We start from the raw sequence: 19,425 nt of genomic DNA on the forward strand, positions 1-19,425 counted from the left end.
CAGATATCACTATTGTAATAATTTTCCGACAATCATTATTTACACAACAATGCATAAGTACACCACAGCATCGGAGCCTGTCCATGATAGTCGCCAATAATCCGAGGACGGTCATAATAATACTGAAGATCATTCTTCTTTCCAGTACCGACACAAACTTCTTCCACATCTCCGTCCTTATTAATATAAGGGACTAAAGCAATCCATGCTTTTCTAGCTATAGGTCCATACTCTTCAGCTTCTAACCATCCCATCTTCACTCCCATAATCATTGCATAGGTAAACATAGCAGAACCAGATGTTTCAGGCCAACAGTCAGCCTTATCAATCAACTGATTCCACATACCACTTTTATCCTGATAATCTTTTAAACTTTTCATCATCAAGCGGTATCCCTCTAAAATACGAGCATGATTCGGATTATCTTCCGGAGTAGACAATAATAATTCTGCCATGCCTACAGCCATCCACCCATTCCCTCTTGCCCAGAAATACGGAACATCAGGAGCATGATAGAACAATCCGTTGGGACGCTGTAATTCATCCAAATAGACAACCATTTCTTTCACTGCACGATCCATATATTCACGTTTCCCTGTTGTATGATATGCTTGGGCCTGAAGAATTGTAATCATAAACATATCATCAATCCAAAGACGAGTTTGCCAAGATAGTCCTTTATCCGCCCAGGCTTTTTCCTCTGGGGTTGCATTAGCCGGCAAAGTCCATTGTGTATCAGCATAGGATAAACCCATTTCCAAATATTTCTTATCCTTCGTTATCTTATACAATTCTAACGGGATACAACCAAACACATTCAAATCTACATGATCCATTATAGGCAAATGAGATTTTTCCATTGTAACAAGTAAGTCAAAACGATCCTTTAATTGTCCAGCTAATTGTTTATCACCGGTAATTTCCGCATATCTCAGCGCTCCATACCACGTACAAACTTCTGCATAATGGATCCATTTCCCTTTTCCGTACCACATGTGTTTAGATGGAATAAAATTCCGGCTAAGGATAGCTCCAACTTTCTCAGGAGAACAATTTTCTGGTAAATCTTTAAAATAGTTTTTTTGTGCACTTGCTAATTGTACTATAGACATAAACAGACAAACAGTCACAAAGAAATTCACAACACACCTCATTATTTAAATCTATTGCGTAAATTTGACATTATTATACTCTTTCCATCCCGTAAGAATCTTATTTTTATAAGATAATGCAGTTTCTGCATCCTTCAGCCAGTCCCATTGTCCTAAAGGATATTCTCCTTGCATACCTTTCATTTCATCCGTAACGAGATCTATTCGATTCAAAGCAGACCTAATCTGCTCTTCAAGATTTTCATATCGATAAGATTTCCCTTTGGCATATATCCTAAATCCGAAATAGGCAGTGGATACAGCTTCGTAAAGCTGCGCAGTCAAAGCCGTTCTTTTAAAAAGCCGATATAAATCATCATAATCCGAAGGGGTTAAAAGGTCTTTAGCCCGTTCTATATCAGCTAATGCCTCATTAGCCAAACTTACACCATACCGTTTTTCCGTAATAATATAGCTGAGGTAAAGACTATCCATTAGCTCTACAGGCGTAACCCAATTCTGCTCAATCACATATCTTGCCTCTAATCCCAAGCGAGAATCTTTTGTTTTAAATCGTGCCGGAGCTATATGATTAATAATGTCTTTCCAATAATGAAATTCCTTATTGATTCCATGCTCCACAAATACAACAGGTGGTTCCAGCCATCGCCCTGAAACATGCCTATCATAGCTACTACTATAAGGATCATAATCCATAGATGAATGTTTCGCCGCATTTGTCCCTAAAATATACATGGAAGACAAAACAATATCGTATGCCTTTTTAAAAGCATTCTTTACCGGTTCCAAAGCCTTTTTCCCATATCGGGTTGAAATATATTCATCATATATCCGATCAGGCAAAATCTCTGGATTCTCAGTTGAGCGCTTTAAAGCATATAACAATATCTCATTGGCAGAACCAACCAACTTTGTTGTTCCATACCGGTCTGTCCGGGCTACATATCCAATTACATTCGGTCGCTTAATAAAATCTGTCCAACGTTTTGTCACATATTCAGGCCACGTATTGGCTATAACTCCCTGACCATTATATTCATTTCCCGTATCAAATTCGACGATCGTTGGTTTATTTATTTTACCAATAAAAGGATCATTCGGATGAGTCAAAAAGAAATCATGAGGAGTTTCTTTCATCATTAAGATTACTTTGTCATTTTTAATATGATTGATACAGCCAACAGTATTTGCATACTCTTCTTTCGAATAGGCAAAAGTTCTTATATATAACTTCTTTCCGCGCTCATTAATGACAACATCAGCAACAGCATCTACTACTGCAGCTAATTTTTCTTCATTTGTTTTTAACAAATTCGAGTATTGCTTTTCTGCATATGCACCTGTTTCAATGAAAGTCAGAACCAATCCATCTATTTCTGGGATCAAATCAAGCATTCCTCGGTAATCCTGCTTAAACCACTCCCAAAAAGCCGGATTATCCATATTAAGAGTTCCATGAGGACCCGTCTTAAATTGCGCTGGATAATAATCCAGCGCATAAAAACTATGATCCCAAACAAGCACCTCTCCAATTCCCTCCTGATGAGCCAATCGGGTGAGGTTCCTTACCTGATTTCGTACTGATTCATTCTTTACTTCCATCAGATTATGAATAATCTGATGAGAAAGTTGAAGATGGTTAATTTTATAACCTTTCGCCGCTTTTATTGTCGTAATCGCATTATCCATATTATCGGATAATATGATCCATCCTTTTATCGGCACATCCTCCCCTTTACAGGGGATAGAAATCGCAAAGAAAAACACCAATACGAGTCTAATAATATCTTTCATTTTATTTCTCACCATTGGGGATTTTGTGGATATACATTCGTACATCTATCAATCTGACTCTGAGGTATAGGGCGCAATTCATGGAATGATTTCATATTACCATGTGCTTTTTTATTATGCAAATCAGTCCTTTCGATCAGTTTGCCTAATCGTTTCAAATCATACCAGCGTTTCCCCTCTCCACAAAGCTCACGGGCACGTTCATCCAAAATAAAATCAACTGATAAGTCGGATGCTGAAATTTCCATTTCTTTTTCTTTTCCTTTGATTGCACAATTTCTACGCAACATATTGATATATTTCAAAGCATTATCCACATCACCAGCTCTATAATAGGCTTCACCAGCCAAAAGATAAGCTTCGGCAACTCTAAAACAAACCCAATCCCTAGTGCCTTTTTCTTCATTCATGGTAGCTCGTTTTACATCATCAAATTTCTTTAAATGTAAAAACACACGATTACTTACCGTACTATAATCATTTCCTAAACTCTCACTAAATTCCGGATTAAAAACTTTATAGTTTTTCGAATCGATTTGAGCTTTGCTCCAAGCATCTTTCGGAAGATAAAAAGCTGTATCTCCCACAGATAGTTTATCAGTCGCAGTTGTAGCATACCATGTATCACGCCAATAAGCCTGATAGCGGGAATCAATAGAAGAGTCGTATAAGTCCGACATGAACTGAGTCGGTTTAAAACGAGCATAAGGACGCCCATATTCCACAGTACGAGTCATTCCCGGAATATTAGCATCATATTTCGGAACAAAATATAAATGTGTCTGATTTCCATTTTCCCTTAACGATTCATCTTCCGAGAACTGTAAACTCCAGATAATTTCTTTATTCATATCATTATTCTGATTAAAGACCATATCTCTTGTTTCTTGCAACGTATATTGTGACTCATTAATAACGCTAGACGCTAATCGAGCAGCTTCTTCAAACTCGACTTTGCTGCTCCTTTCATCAGATAACAAAACATAAGAGAGAAAAAATTTGGCACCATACACATCAATACGTCCATAATCAGTTTGTTGTGTAGGCAAATTCTCCACCGCATAACGCAGATCCGGATAAATAGCTTCATCCAATATTTGTGCAACCGCAGTTCGATTAGCTTCCGTCTGTACACCAACCGTCGGTTCAAGAGACAAGTGCACATCTCCAAACTGCATAATTAAATGATAATACATATAAGCCCTCAAAAAGCGAGCTTCCGCTTCACGTAACTTTTTATCTGAATCAGACATATCTGAGACAGAGTTAATAAAATAGGTTACATTATTACATGCATTAATACCTATATAGCATTCTTCCCATATTTTTGTGATTTGGCCAGCCGTAAGAGAGATGTTATAAGTATCAAAATTCACATCTCCATCCACACCCGCTTCAAAAATATCTGTACCTTGTTCAGTCAGTTGTAACAAATTAGTTGTAGATGCCGAAAACGATCGCAATCTTGCATAGCAAGCATTTACAAGCGTCTCAATACCTGTTTTTGTATTATAATATCCATCCGGTGGCAATACTGTCTTCGGCTCTTCTTCCAAAATATCACAACTGAAGAATAATGACAAAAACATAATCGATGTTAAGAATATCTTTTTCATTTCTATTTGTTTTTAGATTTTAAAAATTAAGATTAACACCTAATTGATAAGAGGTAACAGACGGATAAGATTTCTTATCTGTTCCTACCTGCGGATCCTGACCATCAAACGGTGTAAAGACAAAAGGATTATTGATATTGATGTAGACTTTTGCATTTTCCATTCTAAATTTCTGGATAAAATCTTTAGGCAAGGTATAGCCTAAGGAAATATTTGAGATACGGACAAAAGAAACATCTTTAACAAAATAATCACTATTAGAAAAATCCGTATAAGTTCCTTTTATTGCAGGAGCGGGATAATCATTCGACCGGTTCTCCGGTGTCCAATAATTCACACGAAAACCTCTATATCTCACAGGATCATCACTACTCTGTTTATGCGCATCCGATAAAGCTCTAACACCTTGGCGAGTATACATACTCATATAAAAGTCAAAACCTTTATAAGAAACAGAAGTATTTAAACTTCCAATCCACTTCGGATCACGACTAATGATATATCGATCATCATTCAAATTGATATTTGGAGCATCTCCTTCTTTGTTATAAATATCTTTGTATTTAGGGTATCCTGGTTTAGCTCCATAAGCCGCAGCTTCTTCGGCCTCATCTTCTTGCCAAACACCAATAAAATCCAATAAATAATAAGAACGAATAGAATGTCCAATAAAATAATTAGAACCAACATCATCCTTTTTATCTCCATAGAGGTCCAAAATTTCATTCTTGTTTTTCGCAAATGTGATTCCAACATTCCATCTCCATTCAGTATTCCTGATAATATCACCATTTAAAGTCAGTTCGACACCTCTATTCCGTGTACTACCTATATTCTGATAAATCTCTGAGAAACCGGATGTGACAGGCAGTTGTCTTTTTAGTATCAAATCTTTCGTCGTTCTTTGATACCAATCAATCGTTCCGTTTAAACGAGAATTAAACAAGCTAAAATCTAAACCGACATTATACTCTTCTGTCTTCTCCCATTTCAAATCCGGATTCGGAATACCGGTGGGTATTGTTCCAATAGCTGCAGTTTCGTTCCAGGAATAGTAAGTCTTAGACAGTTTTCCTAAGGTCTCATAAGGATCTACATTCGTATTACCGGTATTACCCCATGAAAAACGAAGTTTCAAATTATCCAAAAATCTAGATCTTGCTCCCTGTAAAAAAGCTTCTTCCGAAAGTCTCCAAGCAACAGACATAGAAGGGAATCCAGCCCATTTATTTTTATCGGAAAGTCTTGAAGAGCCATCATAGCGATAAGTAAGAGTCAACAGGTAACGATCTAACAATGTATAATTGAAACGCCCCATCAAAGACATAATCCCCCATTCCGACAAAGTCGTTTTCTTATCCAAAATCGTAGAGGCAGCTTCCAAATTATAATACAACCCATCATAATACATATCCGTTCCTTTCAGATAAACAGACTTTTCTTGGAACTGTTCCACATTAAATGCAGCCATTGCTCCTATTTTATGTATAGTATTGATCTCTTTATTATAAGACAAAATATTATCTATGATCGAAGACAAACGAGTACGACTATCGAAACTGGCAGCATGTGCTCCGCCGCTTCTATCACGAGTGTCGCTTCCCTGATAAACTCCATTATTAGTATTACTATAATCCAGCCCGACTGAGAACTTATAAGACAATCCATCCCAAATATTCCAATCTAAAGCAGCTGAACCTATCACACCATATTCATCCGTTGAATTTTGATTGTTCTGAATTTCGCATAATGGATTAGTAACCAATGATTCATTCGGAGTTGGATATAACTTTAACTTCCCGTTTTCATCTCTAACAGGAGCTAATGGAGATAACTGATAAATATGATAAATACGATCCGGAAGAGCATCATTTTTAGAATAAGACCCTAAAACCGCTGTCGTAAATTTTAAACGATCCGAGAACTTAAATGTATTATTAAAATTCACATTAAACCGTTTATATCCGGCATTATCAACTAATGAACCTTGATCCAAATAACCTAATGAAAGCATAGTCGCTGTCTTCTTGCTTGATGCACTGATCGTCACATTATGATTTGTAGAGAAAGCCGTACCGCCCCATACCTCATCGAACCAATCCGTAAAAGTTCTATTTCTCCATGAGTTCAATTCAATATCATCGAACATTGCCTCATCGGAATTATCCTGACCGGCATTTGCTAATGCTATACGCTTAAAATCCACAAACTCATCAGCAGACATCAGATTCGGTTTTCCTGCAGCTTTGTCAAATCCAACCCAACCATTATAACTTGCCTTTATTGAACTTTCTCCAGCTTCTGCCCGTTTGGTTGTTACAATGATTACACCATTGGATCCTCTTGCTCCATAAATAGCCGAAGCTGAAGCATCCTTCAAAACATCAATAGATTGAACATCATTGGGGTTCAGATTCACACTCGAACTTTGCATTGGGATTCCATCCACCACCCATAAAGGGTCATTCGAACCTGTTATAGAACTAATCCCACGGATTTCAATGGTTGGATTGTTCCCAGGTTTCCACACGCCACCAATATCAACTGGGATTTTTCCTTGCAGGGCTGTACCAATATTAGGGCTATTTGCCTGTGTTATTTCTTCAGCGCGTATTTGTGTAATTGCACCTGTCAAATCTTTTTTCTTTGCTGTTCCATAGCCAATTACAACAACCTCATCCAACGCTTCCATATCTTCTTTTAATTGGATTTCTATGTTACTTTGGTTACCAATAATCAGTTCACGCGAAGTAAATCCAATATAGCTAACCAAAAGTGTTCCTTTAGAATATACTTCTAAAGAAAACCTACCATCAACATCAGTAATTGTCCCGTTTGTCGTTCCCTTTTCTACAACATTTGCTCCGATAATCGGTTCGCCATTTTGATCTCTAACGACGCCAGTAACTTTTTTCCTAGTTTGGGATTTATTTTGACCAGCAAATTTCAATTGTTCTGGCGAAGGGTTTATCAGAATAAGGTTATTTTCTGTAATTTCATAATCGACTCCTTCATTATTAAATAGTTGTCTTAACACAAACTCCACAGACTGTTCTCTCACTTGAACAGAAACCTTCTTATCTAAATTAATCTTTCCACTTTCATAAATAAATCGAAAATCAGTCTGATTTTCGATCAAATAAAGGATGTCCTTTATTGACTGATTCTGTACATTCAATGATAACTTTGTGGTCTGTGAATATACAGATGCAGAAATCTGCAAAGAAAATGCAATCAAAAAAACGACTGTCAATTTCATAATAGATAATATCTTTTTAAGAGTCGAAGACTGGTCCAACTCTAACATATTAAAAAAATTCATATATTTGTATATTGATTGTTAGTTAATTATTAGTGCTTCCAACACTAATTTTATTATCAAACTCATAACGGGAGATGTGGCAGCATTTCCCGTTTTTGTGTATCCATGGCATTCTATTTCATAGGCAATTCTTATTTAGAGGTTATACTTATATGTTTTCCTTTTACATGATAACTTATATTACTTAGACGCGACAATGCATCCATAACGTCTGTTACAGTCTCTTCCTGTATTACTCCGTTATAACGGATCTTTTCTCCCAATCCCGGTTGAAGCGTAATTTCCACATCATACCATCTTTCCAGATATTTACAAACAACCGACAGAGACATATCTTCCATATATAACTTATTGTCCAACCATCCATAAGAATGGGACAAAACACCTTCTACCTGCTTAATCTTATCCGTCTTCTTATCGAAAACAGCTATCTCTCCCGGCTTCATCCTCAACTTCTCGTTTCCTTTCTCCAGTTCGATACATCCCCCAACCAAAGAAGCCTGGATAACCGGATCATCAGCATACGCCTGCAAATTGAAAGAAGTCCCCCAAACTCTCACGTTTAAACCCCCGGCCACTTTAATGACGAAAGGATCTTTACTCTTGGACACATCAAAAAATCCTTCCCCCTGAAAATCAACTTCCCGCGTTTTTTTCTTCGGATCATAAGAATAAACGACTTCAGAACCGGCATTCAACTTGACCAAAGATCCATCCGGCAACATGATCTCCGAACGATTCCCATAATCGGCACTCATACTGACCAGAACCTCCGATCCTTTCTGAAAAGTTCCCATAAAAGACAAAGCTAACACTATCAACAAAGATGCGGCAACCCCGGAAGCCGTATATAACATGTTTTTCCAATATTTCCGAAGATATACTTTCTGTCGGTTTATCTTGTCAACCTTTTCCCAAGCAAGATCAGGATCGAAAGCCTCAACTTCTGTATAACGATGAGATTCTTCCCAAATCTTTTTATACAAATTAAATTCTTTTCTATGGGACTCATCTTCGGCCAACCACTCAACTAATACCGGATCAAGACGTTTTTCATCTTCACCGTCCAGTAAATAGTCCACGATATAGTCTTTTATAGTTTTTTGTTCTTCCATGAATCTTGCTTTTATTATATGACACTATAAATAAAAAAAGGTCCTATTCCGGACCCGAAAAAATTATATTCCTTTTAATTCCAAACATCGCCTCAGCTTCTGAAGCGAGATCCAGATCTGATTTTTAATCGTTTTTATCGAGACATCGAGTTTTTCCGAGATTTCTTTTTGTTTCAATCCTTTTATCCGGTGCAGCAATAACACTTCTTTACAACGACCGGGAAGATGATCGATACAGCTATAAAGAGCGATCCGAAATTCTTCAGACTCGACCCGGTCGTCTTCATATGATAACTGATCCTGAGTTTCCGACAGATTATTAAAATAGACTTTTGAACGAAGATGATTCAATGCCAAATGTTTAGCCATCTTATAAAGATATCCGCCAACATTTTCTTTGATTTCAATCCTTTCCCGATTCTTCCATATATTCAGAAAAAGCTCTTGCACAATATCCTCCGTATCACTTTTATCCATGAGCAGGCTATATACATATTGACAAAGGCGACCATAATAACGCTCAAACAGTTTATTATAACTGACGTAATCATTTCTCCTGATCGCCTCTATCAATCTTTCATCTGTGGTATTAGACATACTCTTATCCGGTTTATCTCCTTAGTGCCCAAATATACAACAAATTTTGGATTGAAACCGGAAACCTGAACTTTTTCCAAGGCAACCATACCAAAGAAAAAACAGGAGCTTATCATATAAGTTCTTCCTATTTCCTCTGTCACTGTATCACTGATTCCTTTTTACCAATTGATATTCAACCTGTTTTATTTGTGATATATGTCCGTTTTCTCTATCACTACTCTATCACTACCCTATCACTGGCAATTTGATAGGAAAACAGGCATCGCGTTTATATACAACTGTATATAAGTGCATTACAAATAGCACAAACGATACCCCCCTATTCCCATCCCTGTAAATCACTCGATTATTTTATGTAAAAACGGCTATAAAATAGGTGAAACCGGGTGGTTTTCATTGCTCGGCAAGGCACTTTAGTTGCCGGACACCCCCATGTTACCCCCTTTTACACCCGGATGTACCGGCTCCCTACACCCGGATGTAAAGGATGGCAACATGGGGGTGTTTACGGAATTATCTGCCTGTTTCTGCTAAAAAAAGAGAAGGCTTTTGTGGAATGAAGAACCGTATTTTGCCAATTTAACACCTATTATATTCGTTTTTACATTTGTTTATTCGATTATTTTATATGCTTTTTCAAAAGTAACAGAAGACAATATGTTGGTTTCCAATCATATGATAAAAACGTCCTGTTTCAGGAGTGATAGAGGCAGTGATAGAGGAAAACCTCCTGTATCACTGTCTCTAACGATTGAATATCAATAGCTACAACCTTCATGGTGATAGAGTGATAGAGGATTTGCAGGAAACTTCGTATGTAATGCTTTGAAAATTCAAAGGATGTAACTAATAGACAGTTAGAGTCCATTTGTATCCTTATTCAAAATAATATTGACATAGATATTTTATATTCATCTCAATGTAAACATCAAATTTATATGCAGTTACATCCATATATCAAGATTAAATGAAAGAGCCGTGGATGAATACCAACCATAATTTAAAACAAATGCCATATCAAGACTAAAAATTTACCTTGATACAGCATTTGCTTTAAACTAATAAGAAATCTACAATATCCGTTGATACAATTTCTTTTCCTGAGGTTGTATGGAAGTAAGATCAGCTATTTTCACCGGTTGGCCGGTCGCAATGCTGTTACGTGCCGCAATACCGACTAGACAAGCCAAAGCTCCATCGCGAACACTAGCACACTGCTTATACGGATCTTTTATCCCAGGTAAAAAAATCTGATCCTTTAGCAATGCATCCCCTCCGCCATGGCCAGACGTTCCGAATGGAATCTGGATATACTCACGTTTTCCAAAATTCTTAAACAAAACAAGTTCATCAAAATTCACATCCGAAGTCGGACGGGATTCCTGTATCCAAGCCTCTAAACGCCCTTTCGTTCCGTTAAAGGCTATACGATAACCTTCATAAGGGCTGTAGGTTGTCAGGGAATAAGCGACCTGCACGCCATTTTTATAACGAATCGTTGCCGCCATTTTATCAAAGATATTGACATCATTCTTAAACACGCATCCATCACGAAGATAACCATCATATTTTTCGTTGGCTACATATAAATCCATATAATTCTGATTTCGCGTTATATCGTAATAGAATTTACATTTGGAAGTATGAGGACAAGTACGGCAATTCTCTGCCCGGAACGTTCCGTTCTTACCATAATGATCCAAACTGCCCAATGCATACACACTTTCCGGATCACTGTCAATCCACCAATTCAGAAGGTCAAAGTGGTGACTGGCTTTATGCACCCACAAAGAACCGCTGCATTCTACCAAACGATGCCAACGACGAAAATAATCGGCGCCATGAGAAGTGTCCAGATACCAATGAAAATCAACAGAAGTGATATCGCCAATCTCACCGGCACGGAGTAATTCCCATATTTTCGCACGATGTGGAGAATAACGATAATTAAATGTCACACGGCAATTCTTTCCTGTCCGTTTTTCTGCATCCAAAATTGCCTGGATCTTCTTTTCATCCGTTGTCATCGGCTTTTCCGTAATGATATCCGCGCCAAGTTCCATTCCACGGATAATAAAATGATGATGAGTACTATCCATAGTCGTTACAATCAGCACATCAGGCCTGGTTCCCTTCATCATCTTTTCAAAATCCGTATAAGTAGGACAGGAAGCCCCGATAATCTTCTTACCGGTTTCCACACGACCTTCATTCTTATCGCAAAGACCTACAAACTCAATGTAGTCAGGATAACTTTTCATTAAGTCATATCCCCACATGGAAGTACCTCTTCCGCCAGTACCAACAATAGCAAGGCGAAGTTTTTTCCCAGCAACATTCGGATTTTCAACAGCTTTTGCCGCTACTTCCGATAATGGATTCAATAAGGCTGCCCCAGTTATAGCGCCTGTCGCAGCTAAAAAGTGTCGTCGTGATATTTTATTCATAACCATCATATTTAATAGAATTATTTATAACCTTTATTTTGAACGAACACATCCAAGTTCGTCACTTCATACAATGCATCTTGAGGAAGAGGACGATAGATATGATAATCCTTGATCAACGTAATATCCGGATTATGCTCTTTCACCCATTCCACCATTTTGCCGGAACGTTTCAACATATACCAGCGGTTCAATTCACACCCCAGTTCACGTGCACCTTCTTCCAAGATAAAATCCATATCCACATCAGCAGCTGTTACCTTCAAGGCACTTTCATGTCCATCGATCAAAGCCCTTTTTCTCAGTTGAGTAATCACCTCTGCCGCTTTTTCCGGTTGGTTGGTTCTTACATACGCTTCAGCCAAAGTTATATAGACTTCTCCAAGGCGCATCAGAATCAAGTCTTTAAAACCTTCTTCCCGCTTAGCCTCATCACGGCTCGGATCCAGATATTTTGTCATTGTATGATGGCAGGATCTACCGTTGATAGTCGGAATTCCGGTGTTAATATCATAAAGATCCGTAATATTGTCGACAATGATTCCCCTGTCTTCATAGCTTTTTACATATTCATCCGAAACAACATCCAGTGTCCGGATAAGTAACGTATCCGAATAGTCGGGCTCGTTATTCCAGTTATCCGGGATTCTGCACCACGCAGTCTGGAAAGTCTGTTCCCTACGTTTATCAAACTTATCGAAAAGACTGATATAATAATAGGTAGGCATCGTACAACGATATTCACGACCATACACGCGGGAATGGCTCCATAATCCATCAATATTGATATTCGGGTTTTTAGCAGACTTGTTATACCAACCTACGAAATACCGATGCATACTATTCGCATCAATATCCGTAAGATCCATTCCGTTATACACCAAATCGCTTGTATATTGTATTGACCAGATAATCTCGTCATTTATCTGGTTATTCACGTCAAACACAGATGCATAATTATCCAAGAGTTTATAATTATAGTCATTAATAACTGAATTACATAACCTCACCACTTCATCATAACACTGTTGTTTTGTATAACCGGCTCCTGTAATAATCGCATCATCATAAGCAGCCAACGCCATCAATACACGCATTTTCAATGTTTTAGCAACTCCGATATTCATACGGCCCCATTGAGTATTCTGAGGTATATCCAAATATTGGAAAGCAATATCCAAATCTTCCAATATTTTCTTGTAAAAGACAGCAATACCCGGTTGGTATCCTTCTGTTATTACCGATTGGGACGGAGTATCCGCATAATGGGACGCAGGACCATATGTCTCAACAATCATAAACAAGTAAAAAGCACGCAAAGCATGAACCTCCGATATCAGTTGGTTCTTTTTTTCCTCATGTGCAATAGGAGTTTCCTGTATATATTGAACTCCCAGATTTGCAACATTCAATCCCTTATAAAGATATTTCCAATACTGGGAATTCCAACGATTAGAGATCATGAGAGGATCGTTATAAATCATAGCCTCTTCATAAGGCCAACCGACACCATTGGTTGCATAAGTCGTCAAATCCGTTCCACAATCAGCAAACTTATACAAACGTTCTGTCAGATAACGATTCCGTTGATAGATACTCAAGATAAGTGATTCAACCCCTTCTTCTGTTTTCGCATACGTATCGCTGATCAACCCTTTTGGTTCTTCTTCCAGAAAATCACATGAAAAGGAACTTGCAGATAATACGATTAATAAAAAAATTGCTATGTTTTTCATAATACATGACTTATTAGAATGTTACATTAACTCCGAAATTATAACTACTGGGAACCGTATAATTAATATCAGGTTGTTCAGGTATAATATCAAACTCCGCTGCTCTATACAAATAACCTATATTTCTCATTTGCACATAGAAACGTAATTTCCTGATTGGGACCTTCTTTGACAGCAGATTCTCGAAACTATACCCTAATGTTATATCCTGAATTTTAATATGGTCGCCTTTCTGATAGCCATTAGAGGTACGATAGGTATCATAACCGCTCGCCTGATCCGCACGAGGATAACTATTTGTCGGATTATCCGGAGTCCAATAATCTACTGCCGGCAACCATCTCTGCCCGTCCATCGTGATATCATCATATGGAGCCGGCTTAACCAAATACCCCCATCTTGAGTTCAGATTGAAAGAAAAATCAAAATTCTTATATTGAACATTCGCACCTAATGAAGCAATCCACTTCGGACGAACCTGCCCCAAGATTATGCGATCATCCGCAGCACTAATCGAACCATCTCCATTTTGATCTTTAACCTTGATATCCCCTACCTTAGCATTATATTTAGCAGCAGCCTCTTCTTCACCCAACTGCCAGATACCAATTTTCTCATAATCATAGAACACACCTAAAGGTTCTCCGATAAACCATTTATTATTAGGTAAATCTTCTCCACTGATCAAAGCTGTAATCTTTTCCCCGTTTCTGGATGCATTCAATGAAAAATCGACATTCAAATCTTTTGTCCTTACCGGATTATAATTTAGGTTAAACTCAACTCCTGAAGTTTCCGTCTCCCCGATATTCTGCCAAATATCATTGAAACCGGTAAATGAAGGAATCGTCCTCTTCATCAACAAATCACTCGTCTTTGTATTATAATACTCGACATAACCATTCAATTTATTATTGAATAATCCGAAATCAACTCCTGCATTTACAGTTTTGGATATTTCCCAGCCAAGATCAAGATTCACAATCGAAGTTGGGCTATATACATAGAACTTATTAGATGAATCTTCTCCAAACAGATAAGCATACTGTGACAAAGAAGCAAGTGTTTGATAGGGTGAAATGGCCGTATTACCAACAGTACCATAAGAGACACGAAGCTTAAGGCTATTAATCCAATTCACATTCTGCATAAAGCTTTCATCCTTCATGCTCCAACTGACTCCTCCTGAAGGGAAAACAGCCCATTGGTTTCCTTTTGCCAAACGAGACGAACCATCTGTTCTGAATGCTATATTGAAATAATATTTATTCTTATAATTATAGCGCAAACGGCCTAAGACAGATGCCAGAGCCCAGTTTTCAAAACTACTTCCGATTTTTATATTTTCCGTGTTGGAACCTAAATTATGATAAGATGTATACTCTACCGGCTGGTTATCTCCGGATAAAGTACCTTTATCATATCTCCGGCTCTGCATTTCACCAACAAGGTCAACGACCAAATTATGATCTCCGAAACTATTATCATACGTAATAATATGGTTTAGTGTCCACTGATCATAATTATTATACTCTTTACCGGAGTTCGTCTTGACACCTTTGCCCTTGTATGAATCTTTACCATAAAAATACCCCCGCTTATAATCCGAGAAAATATAACCGAAGTTTGTATGCATACTCAGCCATTTATTTATCTTTATATGCGAAGTTAGATTAAGGTTCAATAAATTGCTTTGGGCATCATCTGCAAACTGTCCGGGTACATCATTTGCCAACGGGTTATAACCGGATGTGTTCAACGGATTCGGGAAATAATTAAGATCACCATTCTCCAAATACGGATCAGACAACGGTGTCATATACAATATTTCGTTATTGATTTTCTGGAATCCGGATATATTATTTCGTTTCAATCGAACAGTCGTACCCAATGTCCAGAAGTCTGCTAAATCATGATCAGCCGTCAATGTCAAATTATAGTTCTCAGCATCATTCGTTTTATAGTAACCCTGTTCTTTATCATATTTAAATGATAACAGTAACCGAGTCTTCTCGCCACTATTGCTAATGCTCAGATGATAACTTTGTGTCAAAGCATTACGATACAATAAATCCTGCCAGTCGGTATAATTGCCATTTTTTATCATATCAAGTTCGGACTGAGTGAAAACATCCTCATCTGTGAACGGGGTATCCCATCCGTGAGCATACCTGTATCCGTCACGCCTGAACTGTACATATTCTTCCCCAGACTGCAAAGGCATCATATGAGGAACGTTCAAACCGATATAAGAGTTAAAATTCACTTCACGATTCACTCCTTTCTTTCCTCTTTTAGTCGTTACCAAAATGACACCATTTGCGCCCATAGAACCATAAATGGCGGAACTTGCTGCGTCTTTCAACACTTCAATTGATTCAATATCATAAGTATTTACACTCCCCAAGCTTCCGGGAATACCGTCCACTATGATCAGCGGATTATTTCCTGCATTTAAAGATCTTGCTCCACGGATATAAATTTGCTGATCATCTCCTGCATATCGTGCCGACTGAATATCCAGACCGGCTACTTTTCCCTGCAAGGCATCTTGGACATTGCTTGTTGAAGCAGCACTAATGGTCGATCCTTTGACTGTAGACATAGCACTTACAATATCTCTTTTTCTGGATGTACCATAACCGATCACAACAATTTCATCCAAATTCTCCGTATTCTCAGCCAAAGAAATATTCAATATGTTCTTCCCGTCCACCCTTATCTCTTTGGTATCATAACCGATATAGGAAACCAAGAGAACAGCCGAAGGAGAAATATCCAGACTATATTGACCATTCAAATCGGTAACAGTACCATTCGTCGTCCCCTTCTCCACAACATTCGCGCCGATGATCGGTTCTCCTTTTTCATCTTTGACAATGCCTGTGACTTTTTTTGTTTTGGAAGATGCCGGGGATTTTCTGGAAATAATGATATGCCCGTTGCTGAATGTGACGGAACAGTTGGTGCCTTCCAGTAATTGTTCCAGGACGTTTTTGACGTTGTCGCCGGCCGGAACTTTCTTGATCACGCGTGAATCGTTGACATCTTGCGTGTTGTAATCTACGAAGAGTTTCGTTTGTTGTTCGATTTGCTTGAAAGCCGCCTTTAAGGTTAAATTACTGCCAGACAAACGAACCTGTTGATTTTGAGCAAATACGAACGAGCTACCAAGAGACAGAGCTCCAATTATACATAGGCGGGAAAGCGTTTTTCCCGCTTTTATAGGTATTAGATTAGTTAATTTCATATATTTGTATGTTTGAAAATTGAATATTAATTATTTTCAACGTTTTACGTTGAGTCCCAAAAAGTCACAATTCGGTTTCAAACGCCGGAAAGAGGGATTTTCGCACTTTCGTTCTTTCCGGTTTTCTTTTGTTCATCCTGTTCCTCTCCTCTCTTTTTAATTTATAAATACAACATTTCCCTTTATCTTGAAACGAATGCCGATCAACTGCTGCAAAACAGCCAGCACATCCTCCAGGGTTTCATGCGGGGCAAACTTGACGTTGTAATACTCGTCCGCATATTTCTGGGAATTATAATGGATCGTCACGTTAAACTTCCGTTCCAGCGAAGCCATCAGATGGCTGAAAGAAACATTCTCGTAAATCAGGTAGCCGCTACGCTCCATCTTATAAAGCAAAGCATCGACCGGCCGGACCGTTACCGTATGCGCCGCATGCGAATAAACCAGACGTTCGTTCGGCTTCAAGATAGCCGGCTGGTGTTCGCCTGCCCTTACATCCACTTTGACACTCCCCTCTTCCAGGATCGTGCTCGTGCAAGAATCAGCTGGATAGGAAGCTACTGTAAATACCGTACCCAAAGCCTGCACGTCCAGATAAGTCGTCTTCACAATAAAAGGTTTTTCCGTGTTTTTCCGAACCGTGAACGACGCTTCGCCAGTCAGGTAAACCGTACGGGTTTCCGTATCCGTAAAGTCTTTCGGGTAAACGAGCAGTGAACCGGCATCGACCCATACCTGCGAACCATCCGGCAAAATGACCTGCCGGCTCTCGCCATAAGGAACAAACAACTCTGCCATCTCTACATGCCGGACAGGTTGTAGGCGGTCCGTAACAAAAAAGGTCGCTGCTCCCGTCAATAGCATCAATGCAATTACCGCTGCATATTTGATCCACCCGCGATACATCGGGACAGTATTCCGACGGACCGGTTCAACCTGTAAATGTCTTTGCAGGGCATCCCAGTCTTCGCGGGTCTCAGCAGTCGCCTCTGCAGGCAAATGTTCCCAAAAGGCCTGCAACATATCGCTCTTTTCAGAAGCTCCGCCCTCCGCCCGTAGCCAGCGGCCGAACAGGACACGTCCCGAACGGGAGAAATGCTTTCCGAAATAAAGCTGTATGATTCGTTTTATATTATTATCATTTGTCATAAAATCCCATGCTTTATAATGGAGTCGGTTTGCTGTGGGAGTACACACAATCGAATATGCCTTTTTTCTCAACTTTCTTTCATTCTGTTTGGCTGATTTGATTTAAGTGTAGTTTGTTTTCGACAATGTCGAGATCATATTTGACAATACGGTTCAAGTGTGCAAAAGAAAAAATAGATAAAGGACTTTTCGAAGAATGGCAAGGGCGGCGGTCAAGTGATTTTCCACTGTCCGTTTACTGATATCGAGACGCTTGGCGATTTCGTCATTAGACAAACCTTCCTCACGGCTCATCCGGTATATTTTGCTTCGCTGGGGAGACATGCGCTCGACCGTACGGTTGATGATCGATTGCAGCTCGCGGACGAACAAGGTTTCTTCCTCTGATTCGGCTTGGCAGGCATCCTGCAGGTATTCGTTCGTATATTTTTCCGAGACAATGAGACGGTCGAAATAGTCGTACACGGTAAAACGCGCCATCTGGAATAGATAGGAGGAAAAAGAACGGACATTTTTAAGTTTTTCACGGTCTTTCCACAACGAGAGAAACAAATCCTGGGCCATATCACGACTGACTTCCTTATCGTGTGTCAGACCGATAAGGAAATTTACCAACCGAGGTTGGTACTGGAAAAATAGATGCTCGAAAGCTTCCACATTTCCGGCAGCGATCTCCTTCAACTTATTTTGCTCCTCTGGTAATTCCATAATAGATGCGAAGTAGCGAAAAATATCAGAATAATCAAAATAAAAGTTTGCAACTCAGTTGCATTAATTTTGTTGTACTTTTACCGTATCGAGAAAAAGAGTAAAGTCATGTCAACAAAACAATGCGAAGAGAAACTCAAAGATAAAGGCGTACGCCCGACAGCCGCCCGAATTCTTATATTGCAGAAACTGTCGGAACAAACATATCCCATTTCCTTGCTCGAATTGGAGGCACAACTGGAAACATTGGACAAATCAACCATTTCACGCTCTTTAGCGATCTTGTTGGAGCATCACGCCATCCACGCTTTCGAGGACGGAAGCGGGTCGATGAAATATGAAATCTGCCGGAGCGACACCGAGACGTGTTTTATTGAAAACAGGCATATCCATTTCTACTGTGAGGTTTGTCACAAGACCTATTGTATGGATCATATAAAAATCCCGGTCGTGCAGTTGCCCGAAGGCTTCATCATGGATACGATCAACTACACGGTCAAAGGAATCTGCCCGGCATGCAAGTCCCCAAATCTGTAAAACGCAATCGAGTTGCAAAAATATCTTCGGTTCTTT

Annotated in this window: 12 protein-coding genes; 1 reads left to right on the forward strand and 11 read right to left on the reverse strand. The window is 38.9% G+C overall.

Features of this window, described 5'->3' with window-relative positions; genetic code table 11:
* Nucleotides 1-35: 35 nt before the first annotated feature.
* The 11 genes from NQ542_RS13455 to NQ542_RS13505 all read right to left on the reverse strand — a co-directional run bounded on the left by NQ542_RS13455 (nucleotide 36) and on the right by NQ542_RS13505 (nucleotide 18,852).
* Nucleotides 36-1,154, reverse strand: coding sequence for a glycoside hydrolase family 88/105 protein (locus NQ542_RS13455; RefSeq protein ID WP_005649658.1), 1,119 nt, complete (start codon nucleotides 1,152-1,154; stop codon nucleotides 36-38).
* Between the two features lie 9 nt (nucleotides 1,155-1,163).
* On the reverse strand, nucleotides 1,164-2,906 hold the full coding sequence (locus tag NQ542_RS13460; RefSeq protein ID WP_227945689.1) for a hypothetical protein: 1,743 nt from the start codon (nucleotides 2,904-2,906) through the stop codon (nucleotides 1,164-1,166).
* 8 nt (nucleotides 2,907-2,914) lie between these two features.
* Entirely contained in the window at nucleotides 2,915-4,522 is a 1,608-nt protein-coding gene (locus NQ542_RS13465; RefSeq protein ID WP_005633434.1) for a RagB/SusD family nutrient uptake outer membrane protein, read from the reverse strand.
* Nucleotides 4,523-4,541: 19 nt separating this feature from the next.
* The gene (locus tag NQ542_RS13470; protein ID WP_227945690.1) at nucleotides 4,542-7,781 is read right to left on the reverse strand and encodes a TonB-dependent receptor; all 3,240 of its coding nucleotides are present in this window, start codon (nucleotides 7,779-7,781) and stop codon (nucleotides 4,542-4,544) included.
* Nucleotides 7,782-7,975: 194 nt separating this feature from the next.
* Entirely contained in the window at nucleotides 7,976-8,959 is a 984-nt protein-coding gene (locus NQ542_RS13475; RefSeq protein ID WP_005633439.1) for a FecR family protein, read from the reverse strand.
* 63 nt (nucleotides 8,960-9,022) lie between these two features.
* A complete protein-coding gene (locus NQ542_RS13480) occupies nucleotides 9,023-9,556 on the reverse strand; it encodes an RNA polymerase sigma factor (protein ID WP_005633440.1) in 534 nt (177 codons plus the stop codon).
* Nucleotides 9,557-10,629: 1,073 nt separating this feature from the next.
* Nucleotides 10,630-12,015, reverse strand: coding sequence for a Gfo/Idh/MocA family protein (locus NQ542_RS13485; RefSeq protein ID WP_005633444.1), 1,386 nt, complete (start codon nucleotides 12,013-12,015; stop codon nucleotides 10,630-10,632).
* 11 nt (nucleotides 12,016-12,026) lie between these two features.
* Nucleotides 12,027-13,742, reverse strand: coding sequence for a RagB/SusD family nutrient uptake outer membrane protein (locus NQ542_RS13490; RefSeq protein ID WP_005633445.1), 1,716 nt, complete (start codon nucleotides 13,740-13,742; stop codon nucleotides 12,027-12,029).
* Nucleotides 13,743-13,755: 13 nt separating this feature from the next.
* Entirely contained in the window at nucleotides 13,756-16,992 is a 3,237-nt protein-coding gene (locus NQ542_RS13495; protein ID WP_005633446.1) for a SusC/RagA family TonB-linked outer membrane protein, read from the reverse strand.
* A gap of 156 nt (nucleotides 16,993-17,148) precedes the next feature.
* Nucleotides 17,149-18,144 carry a FecR family protein gene (locus tag NQ542_RS13500; RefSeq protein ID WP_005633448.1) on the reverse strand — a complete coding sequence of 332 codons (996 nt, stop codon included), beginning with the start codon at nucleotides 18,142-18,144 and terminating at the stop codon, nucleotides 17,149-17,151.
* A 153-nt stretch (nucleotides 18,145-18,297) separates the two neighbouring features.
* Nucleotides 18,298-18,852: an RNA polymerase sigma-70 factor gene (locus NQ542_RS13505; protein ID WP_005633449.1), complete on the reverse strand. Its 555-nt coding sequence runs from the start codon at nucleotides 18,850-18,852 to the stop codon at nucleotides 18,298-18,300.
* A 108-nt stretch (nucleotides 18,853-18,960) separates the two neighbouring features.
* Between NQ542_RS13505 and NQ542_RS13510 the strand changes: the two genes are divergently transcribed.
* The gene (locus NQ542_RS13510) at nucleotides 18,961-19,389 is read left to right on the forward strand and encodes a Fur family transcriptional regulator (RefSeq protein ID WP_005633450.1); all 429 of its coding nucleotides are present in this window, start codon (nucleotides 18,961-18,963) and stop codon (nucleotides 19,387-19,389) included.
* Nucleotides 19,390-19,425: the final 36 nt, after the last annotated feature.

Origin of the sequence: Parabacteroides merdae ATCC 43184, assembly GCF_025151215.1 — a bacterium.
Classification (GTDB): domain Bacteria; phylum Bacteroidota; class Bacteroidia; order Bacteroidales; family Tannerellaceae; genus Parabacteroides; species Parabacteroides merdae.

What these genes read in the sequence shown, in the direction of transcription:
- NQ542_RS13455 (WP_005649658.1), bottom strand. Translation starts at nt 1,154, where the DNA reads ATGAGGTGTGTTGTGAATTTCTTTGTGACTGTTTGTCTGTTTATGTCT.
- NQ542_RS13460 (WP_227945689.1), bottom strand. Translation starts at nt 2,906, where the DNA reads ATGAAAGATATTATTAGACTCGTATTGGTGTTTTTCTTTGCGATTTCT.
- NQ542_RS13465 (WP_005633434.1), bottom strand. Translation starts at nt 4,522, where the DNA reads ATGAAAAAGATATTCTTAACATCGATTATGTTTTTGTCATTATTCTTC.
- NQ542_RS13470 (WP_227945690.1), bottom strand. Translation starts at nt 7,781, where the DNA reads ATGAAATTGACAGTCGTTTTTTTGATTGCATTTTCTTTGCAGATTTCT.
- NQ542_RS13475 (WP_005633439.1), bottom strand. Translation starts at nt 8,959, where the DNA reads ATGGAAGAACAAAAAACTATAAAAGACTATATCGTGGACTATTTACTG.
- NQ542_RS13480 (WP_005633440.1), bottom strand. Translation starts at nt 9,556, where the DNA reads ATGTCTAATACCACAGATGAAAGATTGATAGAGGCGATCAGGAGAAAT.
- NQ542_RS13485 (WP_005633444.1), bottom strand. Translation starts at nt 12,015, where the DNA reads ATGATGGTTATGAATAAAATATCACGACGACACTTTTTAGCTGCGACA.
- NQ542_RS13490 (WP_005633445.1), bottom strand. Translation starts at nt 13,742, where the DNA reads ATGAAAAACATAGCAATTTTTTTATTAATCGTATTATCTGCAAGTTCC.
- NQ542_RS13495 (WP_005633446.1), bottom strand. Translation starts at nt 16,992, where the DNA reads ATGAAATTAACTAATCTAATACCTATAAAAGCGGGAAAAACGCTTTCC.
- NQ542_RS13500 (WP_005633448.1), bottom strand. Translation starts at nt 18,144, where the DNA reads ATGACAAATGATAATAATATAAAACGAATCATACAGCTTTATTTCGGA.
- NQ542_RS13505 (WP_005633449.1), bottom strand. Translation starts at nt 18,852, where the DNA reads ATGGAATTACCAGAGGAGCAAAATAAGTTGAAGGAGATCGCTGCCGGA.
- NQ542_RS13510 (WP_005633450.1), top strand. Translation starts at nt 18,961, where the DNA reads ATGTCAACAAAACAATGCGAAGAGAAACTCAAAGATAAAGGCGTACGC.